At 63.7% G+C, this 15,636-nt stretch carries 9 protein-coding genes; 7 read left to right on the top strand and 2 right to left on the bottom strand.

Features of this window, described 5'->3' with window-relative positions:
* The first annotated feature begins 6 nt into the window (after positions 1-6).
* The 7 genes from AC0IYH_RS08930 (at position 7) to pbpC (ending at position 13,326) form a co-directional block, all read left to right on the top strand.
* The gene (locus AC0IYH_RS08930) at positions 7-1,761 is read left to right on the top strand and encodes a bifunctional alpha/beta hydrolase/class I SAM-dependent methyltransferase (RefSeq protein ID WP_471833920.1); all 1,755 of its coding nucleotides are present in this window, start codon (positions 7-9) and stop codon (positions 1,759-1,761) included.
* Positions 1,762-1,763: 2 nt separating this feature from the next.
* The gene (locus tag AC0IYH_RS08925) at positions 1,764-3,062 is read left to right on the top strand and encodes a phosphatase PAP2/dual specificity phosphatase family protein (RefSeq protein WP_471833918.1); all 1,299 of its coding nucleotides are present in this window, start codon (positions 1,764-1,766) and stop codon (positions 3,060-3,062) included.
* Positions 3,052-3,495 carry a hypothetical protein gene (locus AC0IYH_RS08920; RefSeq protein WP_116627093.1) on the top strand — a complete coding sequence of 148 codons (444 nt, stop codon included), beginning with the start codon at positions 3,052-3,054 and terminating at the stop codon, positions 3,493-3,495. Before AC0IYH_RS08925 ends, AC0IYH_RS08920 begins: the two co-directional genes overlap by 11 nt.
* A 9-nt stretch (positions 3,496-3,504) precedes the next feature.
* Positions 3,505-4,125 carry a lysophospholipid acyltransferase family protein gene (locus AC0IYH_RS08915; protein WP_122774465.1) on the top strand — a complete coding sequence of 207 codons (621 nt, stop codon included), beginning with the start codon at positions 3,505-3,507 and terminating at the stop codon, positions 4,123-4,125.
* Between the two features lies 1 nt (position 4,126).
* A complete protein-coding gene (locus tag AC0IYH_RS08910) occupies positions 4,127-5,059 on the top strand; it encodes a phosphatidate cytidylyltransferase (RefSeq protein WP_032885177.1) in 933 nt (310 codons plus the stop codon).
* Positions 5,060-5,240: 181 nt separating this feature from the next.
* Positions 5,241-11,045: an MG2 domain-containing protein gene (locus AC0IYH_RS08905; RefSeq protein ID WP_471833916.1), complete on the top strand. Its 5,805-nt coding sequence runs from the start codon at positions 5,241-5,243 to the stop codon at positions 11,043-11,045.
* A complete protein-coding gene (gene pbpC / locus AC0IYH_RS08900; RefSeq protein WP_471833914.1) occupies positions 11,026-13,326 on the top strand; it encodes a penicillin-binding protein 1C in 2,301 nt (766 codons plus the stop codon). The genes AC0IYH_RS08905 and pbpC overlap by 20 nt, the downstream gene beginning before the upstream one ends.
* A gap of 49 nt (positions 13,327-13,375) precedes the next feature.
* Here the strand turns inward: pbpC and AC0IYH_RS08895 are convergent, their stop codons facing one another.
* Entirely contained in the window at positions 13,376-13,741 is a 366-nt protein-coding gene (locus AC0IYH_RS08895) for an avidin-fold protein (protein ID WP_471833912.1), read from the bottom strand.
* A 61-nt stretch (positions 13,742-13,802) separates the two neighbouring features.
* Complete coding sequence (gene glmS / locus AC0IYH_RS08890) at positions 13,803-15,635, bottom strand: glutamine--fructose-6-phosphate transaminase (isomerizing) (RefSeq protein ID WP_122774451.1); 1,833 nt, start codon at positions 15,633-15,635, stop codon at positions 13,803-13,805.
* Position 15,636: the final 1 nt, after the last annotated feature.

Raw genomic sequence — 15,636 nt, 5'->3', positions numbered from 1 at the left:
TTTGCGATGCGCGAACAGCAAGCACACACCTTCAGTACCCATGATGGCGTCGAGCTTTTTTACCGCCACTGGCCCGCCAGCGCGCCCACGCAGGGCGAGCCGCGCCAGGCTATCGTGCTGTTCCATCGCGGCCATGAGCACTCGGGGCGCATCGCGCACCTGGTCGATGAACTGAACCTGCCCGGCTTCGACTTCTTCGCCTGGGACGCCCGAGGCCATGGCCAATCCCCCGGCGAACGCGGTGACAGCCCGAGCTTCGCCACCAGCGCTCGCGACGTGCAAACCTTCTGCGACCACATCGGCGCCACCTACGGCATCGAAGAAGAAAACTTCGCCGTCATCGCCCAAAGCGTCGGCGCGGTGATCGCGGCCACCTGGGTGCATGACTACGCGCCGAAAATCCGCGCGCTGGTGCTCGCCTCGCCGGCCTTCAAGGTCAAGCTCTACGTGCCCTTCGCCCGCCCGGGCCTGGCGTTGATGCGCAAGTTTCGCGGCAACTTTTTCGTCAACAGTTACGTCAAGGCCAAGTTCCTCAGCCATGACCCCGAGCGCGTAGCGTCCTACGACAGCGACCCGCTGATCACCAAGGCCATCTCGGTGAATGTGCTGCTCGGCCTGTACGAAGCCGCCGACCGCGTTGTGGCCGATGCCCAGGCGATCCAGGTACCGACTCAGTTGCTGATCTCCGGCTCCGACTTTGTGGTGCATCGTAAACCCCAGCAGCAGTTTTTCGACCGCCTTGGCAGCCTGAAAAAAGAGCTGCACATTCTCCCCGGCTTCTTCCACGACACCCTCGGCGAACGCGACCGCGCGGTGGCCGTGAGCAGCGCCCGGCGTTTTATCCTGCAGAACTTCGCGCAGCCGCTGGACCGCGCCTCGCTGCTGGACGCCGACAAACTGGGCGCCACCTGCGCTGAGTCCGAATCCCTCGCCGCGCCGCTGCCGCGCAACTCGCCGCGCGACCTTTACTGGCGCATGACCCGCGCCAGCATGGGCCTGGGCAAGAACCTGTCGGACGGCGTAAAGCTGGGCTTCGACACCGGTTTCGACTCCGGCAGCACCCTCGACTACGTGTACCGCAACAAGCCCACCGGCAAAGGCGCGCTGGGGCGGATGATCGACACCAACTACCTCAACTCCATCGGCTGGCGCGGCATTCGCCAGCGCAAGCTCAATGTCGAAGAGTTGCTGCGCCTGGCCATGGCCAAGTTGCGCGACGACCAACGTGAAGTGCGCATCGTCGATATCGCCGCCGGCCACGGCCGTTACATTCTGGAAGCTTTGCAGGGTGTGTCGCCGCTGCCGGAATCGATCCTGCTGCGCGACTACAGCGACATCAACGTGCGCGACGGTGGCGCGCTGATCCGCGAGAAGGGCCTGGGAGATATCGCGCAGTTCGTCAAAGGCGACGCGTTTGATCGCCTGGATCTGGCCGCGCTCGACCCTAAGCCGACGCTGGCCGTGGTGTCCGGCCTGTATGAATTGTTTGCCGATAACGGCATGGTCGGCGGTTCGCTGGCCGGCCTGGCCGAGGCCGTGGAGCCGGGCGGTTACCTGGTGTACACCGGGCAGCCGTGGCACCCGCAGCTGGAACTGATTGCCCGCGCGCTGACCAGCCACCGCCAGGGCCAGGCCTGGGTGATGCGCCGTCGCAGCCAGGCGGAAATGGATCAGTTGGTCGAGGCTGCCGGTTTCCGCAAGATCACCCAGCGTGTGGATGAGTGGGGCATCTTTACCGTGTCCTTGGCGCAGAAGATCTGAGCATGCGCGAACCCGGTTTACTGAAGCCCGCGTTTCTCTGGCTGCTGCTGTTGGCGCCGCTGTTTTTCAGCACCTACGGCTTTGCCACCTGGGTCACCAGCCAGCGCAGCGACGTCGGCACCCTGGTGTTCGGCTGGGAAACCCATATGCCGTTTTGGGCGTGGACCATCGTGCCCTACTGGTCCATCGACTTGCTCTACGGTTTCTCGCTGCTGCTGCCCAATAGCCGGCATGAGCTGAAACAACACGCGCTGCGCCTGCTGAGTGCCCAGCTGATTGCAGTGAGTTGCTTCCTGCTCTGGCCGCTGCGCTTCACCTTCGAACGGCCAGAGCTGGATGGCGTGTTCGGCTGGCTGTTTGCCGTACTGGCAGGCTTCGATAAACCGTTCAACCAGGCGCCGTCGCTGCATATCGCGTTGCTGGTGATCCTGTGGGTCATGTACCAGCGCCACACCCAAGGGCTTTGGCGCTGGGTGGTGCATGGCTGGTTCGGGTTGATCGGCATTTCGGTGCTGACCACTTATCAACATCACTTTATCGACTTACCCACAGGCGCCCTCGCCGGCTGGCTTTGCGTGTGGCTGTGGCCGGTGGAACACCCGAGCCCGCTGCTGAATGCGCGGCTTACCCGGGATCGCAAGCGTTGGCGCCTGGGTGCGCGCTATGGCCTGGGCGCGCTGGCGCTGGTCATCATGGCATTCAGCCTCGGCGGTGGTTGGCTGTGGCTGCTCTGGCCGGCGGTGTCCCTGGGCTTGATCAAGGCCAACTACTTCGTGCTCGGCGCGGCGGGCTTTCAGAAGCGTGCCGATGGCAGCCTCACACCGGCGGCCCGCTGGCTGTACGCGCCGTACCTGGCTGCGGCGTGGATCAACTCACGGCTGTGGACACGTAAGCATCCACAACCGGATTTGATTGTGGATAACGTTTGGCTCGGGCGAATTCCCGCTTCGAAAGAGCAGGATCCATTCAAGGCCATCGTTGATCTGTGTGCTGAACTGCCGATTAATCCACAGGGCCGCGCCTACCAATGCGTCCCGGTGCTGGACCTGATTGCCCCAACCCCTGCCGAATGCCAGCAAGCCGCCGAGGCCATCGAACGCCTGCGCGCCAGCGGCCCGTTGCTGGTGTGCTGCGCCCTGGGCTACTCACGCAGCGCCACCGCCGTCGCCGCTTGGCTGCTGCACACAGGGCGCGCCACCACGGTTGACCAGGCGCTGACTATTATTCGTACAGCGCGGGCCAATGTGGTCCTGCACCCCGCACACCGTGAAGCTTTGGAGGGGTTATCCCATGCCAGCTGATATGGAACTCCAGGTGGTCGCCAGCCTGTTACGGCGTGGGCGTTCGCTGGATCAGTTATCCACAGGCCTGACCGTTGCAGGCGTGGTATTCGGCCTCGCCCAGCTGCTGATGGCGAGTATTTCCACGATCTGCCTGTTGCTCAGCCTGTGGATGATTATTCTCGGGCTACTGCAAAAGTACTGGGCGCTGCGCGTGGCCTTCGACGCCGACCTGTTCGCCCTGCTGGCTCGCGACACCGACCGTACCGGCGACCTCGACCAGGCCCTGCAAACCCTTGGCCTGCAATCGCCCAAGCGTGCCGGGCGGCCGTGGACCGAGCGCCGTCGCGGCGCCCTCAAACTGTTGCGCAAACAAGCCTGGCTGCTGGGCGCGCAAGCGCTGCTGACCCTGGGCGTGATCCTCGCCAGCCCTTGGCTGCCTTTCGCCGGATAAGGAAACCCCATGTTCGAACCCGTGGTCGCCACGCTGATAACCTCCATGGCCCGCACTGTCACCGGCGCCCGCAGCCTGTGGCTGGGCTGCGCGCCGGTTCCGGTGCAACGCATCTATTTCGCCAACCACAGCAGCCACGGCGACTTCGTGTTGCTGTGGGCTTCGCTGCCGCAGAACCTGCGCAAATTCACGCGCCCGGTGGCCGGCAGCGATTACTGGAATAAAAGCGCGCTGCGCCGCTACATCATCAACCGCGTGTTCAACGGCGTGCTGATCGACCGTGAACGCAAAGACCCTGTGGATAACCCCTTGCAGCCCATGCTCGCGGCCCTGGAAGGCGGCGACTCGCTGATCATCTTCCCCGAAGGCACACGCAATCTGGAGGACGGCTTGCTGCCGTTCAAAAGCGGCTTGTACCACTTGGCAAAAAGTTACCCACAGGCCGAGTTGATCCCCGTGTGGATCGCCAATCTCAACCGGGTCATGCCCAAGGGCCGCGTATTGCCGCTGCCTTTGCTGTGCACCACCAGCTTCGGCGCGCCGTTGCAACTGGAGGAAGGCGAAGACAAAGGCGCCTTCCTCGCCCGCACCCGCGACGCCCTGCTCGCCCTCGCCCCGGAGCATGTCTGAGATGGATAGCCAAACCCTGATGTTGTTCGGCGGGATCGGCGCGATCCTGGTGCTGGCCTCGCTGATCGGCCTGATCCTCAAGCTGCGCACCCGTGGCACGCCGAATGCGGTGATCGACAACCTCAACGCGCGCATCAACGCCTGGTGGGTGATGGTCGTGGTGATCGGCATCGCCTTCTGGCTCGGCACCGGTGCGGTGATCCTGCTGTTCTACGCGGTATCGTTCTACGCGCTGCGTGAATTCCTCACACTCACCCCCACCCGCCGCAGCGACTACCCGGCGCTGGTGGCCGCGTTCTACCTGGCCCTGCCGCTGCAATACCTGCTGATCTACTCGGACTGGTACGGGCTGTTCTCGATCTTTATCCCCGTGTATGTGTTTTTGCTGCTGCCGATCCTCGCCTCGCTGGGCGGCGACACCACGCACTTCCTCGAACGCGCCTCCAAGGTGCAATGGGGGCTGATGATCGCGGTGTTCTGCGTATCGTTCGTGCCCGCGCTGCTGACCCTCGACATCCCCGGCTACGAAGGCCGCAACCTGCTGCTGATCGCCTACCTGGTGATCGTCGTGCAGCTGTCGGACGTGTTGCAGTACGTGTGCGGCAAACTGTTCGGCAAACACAAGATCGCGCCCAACCTGTCGCCGTCCAAGACGGTGGAAGGCTTCGTCGGCGGGATTCTGCTGTCATCGCTGATTGGTGCGGCGCTGTGGTGGACCACGCCGTTCAACCCGTGGCAGTCGTTCCTGATTGCACTGTTGATCAACCTGCTCGGGTTTGCCGGCGGCATCGTCATGTCGGCGATCAAGCGCGACCGCGGCGTGAAGGACTGGGGCCATATGATCGAAGGCCACGGCGGCATGCTGGATCGGCTGGATTCGGTGTGCTTCGCCGCGCCGATCTTCTTCCACCTTGTGCGCTACTGGTGGACCTGACCTGCCCCCCCTCTCAACCCCAATGAAGATCAAAATGTGGGAGGGGGGCTTGACCCCGATAGCCGTGGCTCAGTCACTGAATGTTGTGCCTGACACACCGCCATCGGGACCCAGCCCCCTCCCACATCTTTTGTATCAAAGACGCTGTAAGATACGCCGCACTTAGCCAGGGATGCTCACCATGTTCGATTCGTTCAAAGCGATCAGCCGCCGTATTGTCGGCGCGTTCATGACCGTGGTGGGGGCCGTTTTCGGCCAATGGCATCCGCCGTTCTGGCTGCGCGCCATCGGCCGTGGCCTGGCGAACCTGGGCAACAAGGCCCGCGCTTACCCGCGCCAGGCCGGTGCCGGGGTGTTGAGCCTGGTGCTACTGGTCGCCGCCGGCTATTACGGCTGGCACTGGTATTCCAACCTGCCGCAGCCGCACACGGCGAGCTATTCGCTGCACAAGCCCAACCTCACCAACTACACCCAGCAGCCGCCGGTTGTGGATAACTTGCAGGTGCGCTTTGCCGAATCCGTGGCGCCATTGGCGGCCATCGGCAAACCGGTAACCGAAGGCATCACCCTCAAACCCGAGGTGGCGGGCACCTGGCGCTGGTCCGATGACCGCACCTTGCTGTTCGTGCCGGAAAAAGACTGGCCGGTAGACGCCCATTACACCCTCGACCTGGCCAGGAAAAACCTGCTGGCCGACGGCGTACTGCTCGACCAATACAGCACTCAATTCTCTACCCAACCGTTCCACGCCACCCTGGCGCAAAACGAGTTGTACCAAGACCCCTCCAACCCAACGCTGAAACAGCTGGTAGCCACCTTCCGGTTTTCCCACCCGGTGGATGAAGAAAGCCTACGCAAACGCGTGTCCGTCACCCTCGGCAAAGGCCTGGCGTATCGTGATGCCCAGTTGCCCAATCGCCCGGAAATCACCTTCGACGACACCAAGCTCAACGCCTATGTACGCTCCGCCGCCTTGGCCACGCCGCTGGAAAGCACGCCGGTCAGCGCCAAGCTCGATGAAGGCATCAAGGCCCGCGACGGCGGCAACGCCAGTACCGCGCCGCTGGTGGCCGAAGTCACCGTACCCGGTCGCTATCGCCTGACCTTTACCGGCGCCGACGTCAGCTTTGTGGATAACCAGCGCGGTGAGCCGGAGCCGGTGCTGATGTTCAGCAGCTCCAGCGCCGTAGCCGATGACACCATCGCCGGTAAGGTCCAGGCCTGGCTGCTGCCGGAAAAAGCCCAGGATGACACGCGCCCTTACAGCAGCAACGACATCGACGACGCGCTGCTTGCCCGCAGCAGCAAAATCAGCCTGACCCACGTACCCAGCGTCGAACCGCTGAACACCCTGCACGCCTTCAAATTCAAGGCCCCGGCGGGTCGCGCGTTGTATGTGCGGGTGCCGGCCAACCTGGAAGCCATCGGCGGCTATCTGGCGAAAAATCCTACGGCCTCGCTGCTGAGCATGCCGGCCTACCCACGCACTTTGCAGTTCCTGTCCGACGGCGCCCTGCTCAGCCTCACTGGCGAAAAACGCCTGGGCTTCATGGCGCGTGGCGTGCCCGGCGCCCATGTGGAGATCGCCCGCCTGCTGCCCAACCAACTGCAACACCTGGTGGACCAGAGCAGCGGCAGCTTCGCCCGGCCCAACTTCGGCAACGAATACTTCGATCGCATGGTCGAGCGTGAGTCCCTGGACATTCCACTGTCGTCCAATGACCCGGCCAAAACCGTGTACGACAACGTGGACCTCAGCCACTACCTCACCGCCAATGGCGGCCGACGCGGCATTTTCGTACTCAAGCTCAGCCCCCAGGATGACCCGGCCCCGCGAACATTCGAGTACGACCGCAGCAGCACCAGCGACCTGCGGTTTATCGTGGTGACGGACCTGGGCATCATCGCCAAGCGTTCCAGCGACGGCAGCCATGATGTGTTTGTGCAATCCATCGGCAACGGATCGCCGGTCGCCGACGCGCAAGTCGACATCATTGGCCGCAACGGTCTGCCGGTCAGCAGTGGCCGTACCGATGGCGAAGGCCATGTGCATTTCGCCAAGCTGGATGAACTGCGCCGCGAGAAAACGCCACTGATGTATGTGGTCACACGCGGTAATGACCAGTCGTTCCTGCCGATTGCGCGCCAGTCCCAGCAGCTGGATTTGTCGCGCTTTGATATAGGTGGTCTGGAAGAAGACGGTGCGATTGATCGCCTCAGCGCTTACCTGTTCACCGACCGCGGCCTGTACCGACCCGGCGAAACCGCGCACCTGGGCATGATTGTGCGCAGCGGCAACTGGAAAGGCGCCCTGCAAGGCCTGCCGGTGGAGCTGCAAATCACCGACCCGCGTGGCCTGGAGGTGATTCGCCAGCCGCTGAAGCTGTCTGCCAGCGGGTTTGAAACCTTTGATTTCCCCAGCAGCGAAGTCGCCCCCGCCGGGGAGTACACCGCGACCCTGCAGTTGATTGGCCAGAAGCAGACCCGCACCGACCTGGGCAGCGTGAGCTTCAAGGTGCGTGATTTTGAACCGGACCGCATGAAGGTCAGCCTGAGCCTGCACGACACGCCGGTGCAGGGCTGGATTGCGCCGGACCAGGTGGTAGCCAAAGTCACCGCGATGCACCTGTTCGGCGCCCCGGCAACTGGCCGCCGCGTGACCGCGAAAATGTCCCTGAGCCCGACGCTTGCAGCCTTCGACCGCTACCCGGATTATCGCTTCCGCCTGAATGATTCCCTGGAAGACGCCAGCACCGAAGACCTGGCCGAAACCACCGTGGACGATAACGGCCAAGCCGTCCTTGACCTCAACCTGCAACGCTTCGCCAGCAGCACCTATCGCCTGCAAGTGGCTACCCAGGTGTTCGAGGCCGAAGGTGGCCGTAACGTGGCGGCGCAAAGTGCGCTGCTGGTGTCGTCCGCGCCGTATCTGGTGGGTGTGAAAAGTCAGGATTCGCTGTCGTACGTCGCCAAGGATGCGCCGCGCCAGGTGCAATGGCTGGCCGTCGCGCCGGACCTTACGCCACTGGCGGTCGACGGCCTGATCAGCGAGGTGGTCGAGCACCGTTATGTGTCGGTGCTGGTGAAACAGTCCAACGGCACCTACAAATACGAGTCGCGCATCAAGAACATCAGCCAGCCGGCCGCACCGCTGGTGATGACCAAGGAAGGCGCCAAGCAGGCGCTGAACACCGGCACGCCGGGGGATTACACCCTGCAACTCAAGGATGCCAACGGCAACCTGCTCAACCAGATCGACTACAGCGTGGCCGGGCGTGGCAACACCTCGCGTTCCCTGGAGCGTAACGCCGAGTTGCAACTGCGCCTGGATAAGCGCAGCTACGCCACTGGCGATGAGATCGCGATCAGTATCCGCGCGCCCTACACCGGCGCCGGCTTGATCACCATCGAGCGCGACAAGGTCTACACCCAGCAATGGTTCAAGGCCGACAGCACCAACAGCGTGCAACATATCCGCGTTCCCGCAGGGCTTGAGGGCAATGCCTACGTCAACGTGCAGTTTGTGCGGGACATGGGCTCGGCCGAGGTCTACATGAGCCCGCTGTCCTACGGCGTGGTGCCGTTCAGCATCAACCTGGATGCAAGGCGAATGGCGCTGAAGGTAGAAGGGCCGGCGAAGATCGAGCCGGGGCAAATGCTCGATATCAAGGTCAATGCCGACCGTCCAGGCCGTGCGGTGATCTACGCAGTGGATGAAGGCATCCTGCAAGTGGCGCGCTACCAGACGCCCGACCCGCTGGGCTTCTTCTTCCAGAAGCGTGCGCTGGAAGTCGGTACCAGTCAGATTCTTGACCTGATCCTGCCGGAATTCAGCCGCCTGCTCAGTGGGGCAGCGCCCGGTGGCGATACCGAAGGCGCGCTGGCCAACCACCTCAACCCGTTCAAGCGTAAACATCAGCCGCCGGTGGCCTGGTGGTCTGGCTTGGTCGACCTGCCAGCCGGTGAAACCGTGCTGCATTACCAGGTGCCGGACAGCTTCAACGGCAAGCTGCACCTGTTTGCCGTGGCGGTGGATAGCGACAGCGTGGGGGTCAGCGAGGCCAACACCGAAGTGCGCGGGCCGCTTGTGATCACACACAACGTGCCGGCCTTTGTGGCGCCGGGGGATGTGTTCAACGTAAGCGCCGGGGTGTTCAGCAACCTCGACGCGGCGGCGGATGTGAAGTTTGAAGTACAGACCAGCGCCGGCCTGGTGGTGCAGGGCGACAAGGGCAGCACCCTGTCCCTGCAACCGCGCAAGGAAGGCACCGCCGAGTTCAAGATCAAGGTCGGCGACACCCTCGGGTCGGCGGACCTGCGTTTTGTCGCGGTATTGCCGGATGGCAAGCGCATCCAGGTGGCGGAAACCACCTCGATCCGCCCGCTGAGCGAGCACCGCGTGGCCCTGAGCCTGGGCCGCTTCGACAGCGCCAGCAAAGAGCTCAAACCCACGCGCGAACTGTTCACCCAACTGCGCGACGTGCAACTGGGCGTCGCTGCTTCGCCACTGGTATGGGCCAACGGCCTCAAAAATTATCTGGATGACTACGGCTATGCCTGCACCGAGCAATTGGTGTCCAAGGCCATGCCGGCGTTGATCTGGGGCGGCAGTGCGCCAGAAGCCGAACAGGCCTTCAGCAGCGCGGTGCGCATGTTGCGCCAGCGTCAGAACCAGGCCGGCGGCTTCGGTTTGTGGGCGGCCAACCCGGATGTGGCGCCGTACGCCAGCCTGTACGCCACCGACTTCCTGATCGAAGCCAGGGAACGCGGGCTGCCGGTGCCGGAAGACTTGCTGGTGCGCTCGAACGCTTATCTGACAGACCTGGCCAACGGCCCGAGCGAAGGCCTGTCGGAATTACGCAACCGCGCCTATGCCAGTTACCTGTTGAGCCGTCAGGGGATTCTGGTGAGCGGCGCCTTGAGCGATATCCGCGAACGTTACGAAAGCTACTTCAAGGACAGTTGGCAGAACGACCTTGGCGCCGCATACCTGGCCGCCAGCTACAAGCTGCTCAAGCAGGATCGCCAGGCGGATACGCTGTTGCGCAAGGTCCCATGGCGCTCCCTTGTGGATAAGTGGGACAGCGACGGCCTGTATTACGACGCGCTGGTACACGATGCCGAACACCTGCACCTGCTGGCGCGGCACTTCCCCGAGCTGCTGGACGACGTGCCGGTGGCCTTGCTGGATAAACTCGGCAAGCGCCTCAACGAGCAACGTTACAACTCGCTGTCGGCCGCCCTGTTACTGCGCGCCCTGGACAACTACGGCCAGCGTGCACAGAGCGACATGACCCTCAAAGCCACGGCCTGGCTGGGTGACAAGCAGCAACAACTGCTGGAAATGGCCGGCCAGCCGCCACGCGCTGCCGTACCGGGCGCCACGCAAAAGCTGGTCATGGAAAAATCCGACGGCCCAGCTGCGTTCTACATGCTCAGCGAAGCCGGTTTCGACAAGGGCGCCAAGCTCAAGCCCATCACCAATGGCCTGGAAATCATCCACGAATACCTCGACCTCAAAGGCGAGCCGGTGAGCAAAGTGGCGGTGGGCGATGAGTTCCTGGTGCGCCTGCGCCTGCGCGCCACCGACCGTGACCAGGTGCAGCAAGTGGCCGTGGTCGACCTGCTGCCAGGTGGCGTCGAGCCTGTGTATAACTTGCCGCCGGAGCCGGAAGCCGCCAGCTCCGAGGAGAGTGAGGGTGAAGAATCCGAGTACGTGGAAGCCGGCGACGAAGAGGCTGAGACCTGGCAGGCACCGATCGGCGAAACCGAGCTGAGTACCTGGCAGCCGGAGTACGTGGATGTACGTGATGATCGGGTGGTGTTGTACGGCACTGCGCTGCGCGACGTAGGCACTTTCGTTTACCGCGTGCGCGCCACCAACGCAGGGACCTTCAATACGCCACCGGCCTACGCCGAGGGCATGTACGAAACCACCCTGCAAGGGCGCGGCAAAGTAGGCCAGCTTGAAATTACCAAGCCTTAAACGCCTGGCGCCGCCGCTGCTGGTAGCGGCGGCTCTGCTGGCGGGATTGCGGCTATGGCCGCATGCCCCGCTGGAACAGGCGGTAACGTCTTCAAGGGTGGTGCTGGCCGACGACGGCTCGCTGCTACGCATGACGCTGGCGGATGACGGCCAATACCGACTCTGGCTACCGCTGGAGCGGATGTCTCCTTCACTGGTCGAGGCCTTGCTGCTCAAGGAAGACCGCAATTTCTATTGGCACCCGGGGATCAACCCTCCGGCGTTGCTGCGCGCGGCCCTCGCCACCTACAGCGGCGGCCAGCGCCAGGGCGGCTCGACGTTGAGTATGCAACTGGCGCGGCGCCTGTGGGACCTGAACACGCGCCAGGTGCCGGGCAAGCTGCAGCAGATGGCGCTGGCGCTGTGGCTGGAAGCGCGCTACAGCAAGCACGACATCCTCGAGGCCTACCTGAACCTGGCGCCCATGGGCGGCAATATCGAAGGCGCCGAGGCGGCCAGCCGGATTTACTTCGGCAAATCGGCGGCGCAGTTGTCGCTGTCGGAAGCATTGGCATTGGCGGTGATTCCTCAGCAGCCGGGGCGGCGTGCGCGCTTTGGGCCGTCGCTGCAAAACGCGCGGCTGCGCTTGATGGCCGATTGGCGCGAGACTTATCCACAAGACCCGCGCAACGACAGTTTGCTCGACCTGCCCCTGGAAGCGCGCAACCGCCAGCAGCTCCCGTTTCTGGCACCGCACCTGAGCGAGCAACTGCTGGCAACCCAGACCGGCAATGAGATCAACAGCACCCTCAACCTGCCCTTGCAGCAATTGCTGGAGCGCTTGATCACCGGCTTTATTGCCGAACGCCGCAGCACCGGGGTGGAAAACGCCACGGCGATACTCATCGACAGCCGCGACCAGAGCGTCAAGGCCCTGGTGGGCTCGGCAGACTACTTATCCACAGGCATTCACGGCCAGGTCAACGGCGTGCTGGCGCGGCGCTCACCGGGGTCGACCCTCAAGCCATTCCTGTATGGGCTGGCGCTGGATCAAGGGGTCATCCACCCCATGAGCATCCTCAAGGACTTGCCCAGTAACTTTGGCTACTTCCAGCCGGAAAATTTCGACGGCAGTTTTGTCGGGCCGCTGACGGCGCGCGATGCCTTGATCCGTAGTCGCAATATCCCGGCGGTGTGGCTGGCCAGCCAGGTCAAGTCGCCTTCGTTGTATGGCTTGTTGCAACGCGCCGGCATCAAGGGCCTGCGCGACGAGAGCCATTACGGCCTGGCCCTGGCCCTTGGCGGCGGTGAGATGACCCCGGAGGAGCTGGCGCGCTTGTATGTGATGCTGGCCGGCGACGGGCATTTGCGGCAGTTGCGCTATATGCAGGAACAACCGCAATCGGCCGGCCCACAGCTGCTCACGCCCCAAGCCGCGTTTATGGTGCGCGACATGTTGCGGCGCAACCCGCGCCCGGATGGCCTGCCCGGCCGCCACTGGCGCACCGCCTGGAAAACCGGCACCTCCTGGGGCTTTCACGATGCCTGGAGTGCAGGCTTGGTCGGCCCGTACGTGCTGGTGGTGTGGGTGGGCAACTTTGACGGGCGGCCGAACCCGGCGTTTATCGGCGCCAAGACCGCTGCGCCGCTGTTCTTCCGTATCGCCGACGCCCTGCCCCTGGCCTTGCCCAACGTGGTGATCAAGCCCGACAAGCCGCCCGTCGGGCTGGTGCGCATCGACGTGTGCGCCGCTTCCGGCGAGCTGCCCAACCGCTGGTGCCCGCAAACCCGCAAGACCTGGTACATCCCCGGCGTCTCGCCGATTCGCGTGTCCAACCTGCACCGTCCGGTACTGATCGACACCCGCACCGGCAAGGCCGCATGCCCGCCGTTCGAGGCGCAATACACCCGTGAAGAAGTCTTCGAGTTCTGGCCCAGCGACATCCAGCGCCTGTACCGCGCCGCCGGCCTGCCGCGGCGCACGCCGCCCAGCGTAATGAAAAACTGCCAGCCCAACCGCATCAGCGACGGGAGCGAAGCGCCGCAGATCCGCTCGCCGCTGACCCAGGTGAGCTACCAGCTGCGCCTGTCCCAACACCAGGAAAGCATCCCGCTGAACGCCAATGCGGCCAGCGATGCAGCGACGCTGTATTGGTTTGCTGATCAAACCCTGATCGGCCAGGGCCCGCCGCAAAGCACGCTGAACTGGCGGCCGGGCAAGTCGGGGGACTATCGGTTGCGGGTCAGTGATGACCAGGGGCGCAGTGCGAGCCGGGGGTTGAAGGTGGAGTTTGTGCCGTGATCAGGCGTCTTCGTCACAGAAATTGGCTCACAGAACCAACCAGAGGTAGTTAACGCGAGGCAAGCTCCAGATAGCTCGATTCGCCACCACCGGTGGCACCCGACAACCAGCCCCATTCGAAACGCAGCATGGTAAGCCCCACAGCGTCCACACCGACCGTCCCACGCGACCAGCCGGACAGCAGCTCACCGTCCAGCGTCAGACACTGAAAAAGCAGCTCGATGGTATCGGCGCCCGTCACCCGGCCGACCTGCGTACCCAAGCGGATTCGGCCGCCTTGATAGGTGCCGGAAATCGCATCACCGTCGACAAGGTAATGGAACACCGTGCCAGCGCCGGACAGCCCTTGGGTATTGTTGGCGACGGTGAAACTGCGGTTGTTCAGACGTGCGTGGAGCTGGGAGGGGGTGTGCATCGGGTTCGAATCCTTTCGAGGGGGCTGGAGGCCCGAAGAAGGGCCTCCAGGGTGTGGCGTGTTACTCCACCGTTACCGACTTCGCCAGGTTACGCGGCTGGTCAACGTCGGTGCCCTTGAGCACGGCCACGTAGTACGACAGCAGCTGCAGCGGGATGGTGTAGAGGATCGGCGACAGGGTGTCGTGGATGTGCGGCATGTTGATGACGTGGGTGCCTTCGCCGTTGGTCATACCGGCTTTTTCGTCGGCGAATACGATCAGTTGGCCGCCACGGGCGCGCACTTCCTGCAGGTTGGATTTGAGTTTTTCCAGCAGTTCGTTGTTTGGCGCCACGGTGACCACCGGCATGTCGTCATCCACCAGGGCCAGGGGGCCGTGCTTGAGCTCACCGGCCGGGTAGGCTTCGGCGTGGATGTACGAAATTTCCTTGAGCTTGAGCGAGCCTTCCATCGCCACCGGGTATTGCGCGCCACGGCCGAGGAACAGGGTGTGGTTTTTGTCGGCGAACAGTTCGGCGACTTTTTCCACCACGCTGTCCATCGCCAAAGCTTCGCCCAATCGGGTCGGCAGGCGGCGCAGTTCTTCCACCAGGCGGGCTTCGATGCCGTCGGCCAAGGTGCCACGCACCTGCCCAAGGGACAGGGTCAGCAGCAGCAAGCCAACCAGCTGGGTGGTGAAGGCTTTGGTGGAGGCCACGCCGATTTCGCGACCGGCCTGGGTCAGCAGGGTCAGGTCGGATTCACGCACCAGCGAGCTGATGCTGACGTTGCAGATCGCCAGGCTGGCGAGGAAGCCCAGCTCCTTGGCGTTGCGCAGCGCGGCAAGGGTGTCGGCGGTTTCGCCCGACTGGGAGATGGTCACAAACAGGGTGTCCGGCTGCACCACCACCTTGCGGTAGCGGAATTCGCTGGCGACTTCGACCTGGCACGGGATGCCGGCCAGTTCTTCCAGCCAGTAACGCGCAACCATGCCGGCGTGGTAGCTGGTGCCGCATGCAACGATCTGCACATTGCGCACTTTGGCGAACAACTCGGCGGCTTGCGGGCCGAAGGCGTTGACCAGCACCTGCTTGTCGCCAAGACGACCTTCGAGTGTGCGCTGCACCACGGCCGGTTGCTCGTGGATTTCCTTGAGCATGAAGTGGCGGTACTCGCCCTTGTCGGCGGCTTCGGCGCCATCGCGGTATTGCACGGCTTCGCGCTCGACGGAGTTGCCGTTAACGTCCCAGATCGCCACGCTTTCACGGCGGATGTCGGCAATATCGCCTTCTTCCAGGTACATGAAGCGGTCGGTGACCTGGCGCAGGGCCAGTTGGTCGGAGGCGAGGAAGTTCTCGCCCAGGCCCAGGCCGATCACCAGCGGGCTGCCGCTGCGGGCGGCGACTACGCGGTCCGGTTGGCTGGCGCTGACCACGGCCAGGCCGTAGGCACCATGCAACTCCTTGACGGTGGCCTTGAGGGCAACGGTGAGGTCGCCGAGGTCCTTGAGCTTGTGGTTAAGCAGGTGCGCGATGACTTCGGTGTCGGTGTCCGAGGTGAACACGTAGCCCAGGCCCTTGAGCTGTTCGCGCAGCACTTCGTGGTTTTCGATGATGCCGTTGTGCACCACGGCCAGGTCACCGGAGAAATGCGGGTGGGCGTTGCGTTCGCACGGCGCGCCGTGGGTGGCCCAGCGGGTGTGGGCAATCCCCAGGCGACCGACCAGCGGCTCGCCGGCCAGGGCCTGTTCCAACTCGCTGACCTTGCCCGGGCGACGCATGCGCTCGAGCTTGCCGGCGTTGGTGAAGACCGCCACACCGGCGCTGTCGTAGCCGCGGTATTCCAGGCGCTTGAGGCCTTCGAGCAGGATGGCGGTAACGTTACGTTCGGCGACTGCGCCTACAATTCCACACATG

This window comes from Pseudomonas sp. AC463, assembly GCF_979253585.1.
This window is presented reverse-complemented; position numbering and strand designations above follow the sequence as displayed.

What these genes read in the sequence shown, in the direction of transcription:
- AC0IYH_RS08920 (WP_116627093.1), top strand. Translation starts at nt 3,052, where the DNA reads ATGCCAGCTGATATGGAACTCCAGGTGGTCGCCAGCCTGTTACGGCGT.
- AC0IYH_RS08910 (WP_032885177.1), top strand. Translation starts at nt 4,127, where the DNA reads ATGGATAGCCAAACCCTGATGTTGTTCGGCGGGATCGGCGCGATCCTG.
- AC0IYH_RS08925 (WP_471833918.1), top strand. Translation starts at nt 1,764, where the DNA reads ATGCGCGAACCCGGTTTACTGAAGCCCGCGTTTCTCTGGCTGCTGCTG.
- AC0IYH_RS08930 (WP_471833920.1), top strand. Translation starts at nt 7, where the DNA reads ATGCGCGAACAGCAAGCACACACCTTCAGTACCCATGATGGCGTCGAG.
- AC0IYH_RS08895 (WP_471833912.1), bottom strand. Translation starts at nt 13,741, where the DNA reads ATGCACACCCCCTCCCAGCTCCACGCACGTCTGAACAACCGCAGTTTC.
- glmS (WP_122774451.1), bottom strand. Translation starts at nt 15,635, where the DNA reads ATGTGTGGAATTGTAGGCGCAGTCGCCGAACGTAACGTTACCGCCATC.
- AC0IYH_RS08905 (WP_471833916.1), top strand. Translation starts at nt 5,241, where the DNA reads ATGTTCGATTCGTTCAAAGCGATCAGCCGCCGTATTGTCGGCGCGTTC.
- AC0IYH_RS08915 (WP_122774465.1), top strand. Translation starts at nt 3,505, where the DNA reads ATGTTCGAACCCGTGGTCGCCACGCTGATAACCTCCATGGCCCGCACT.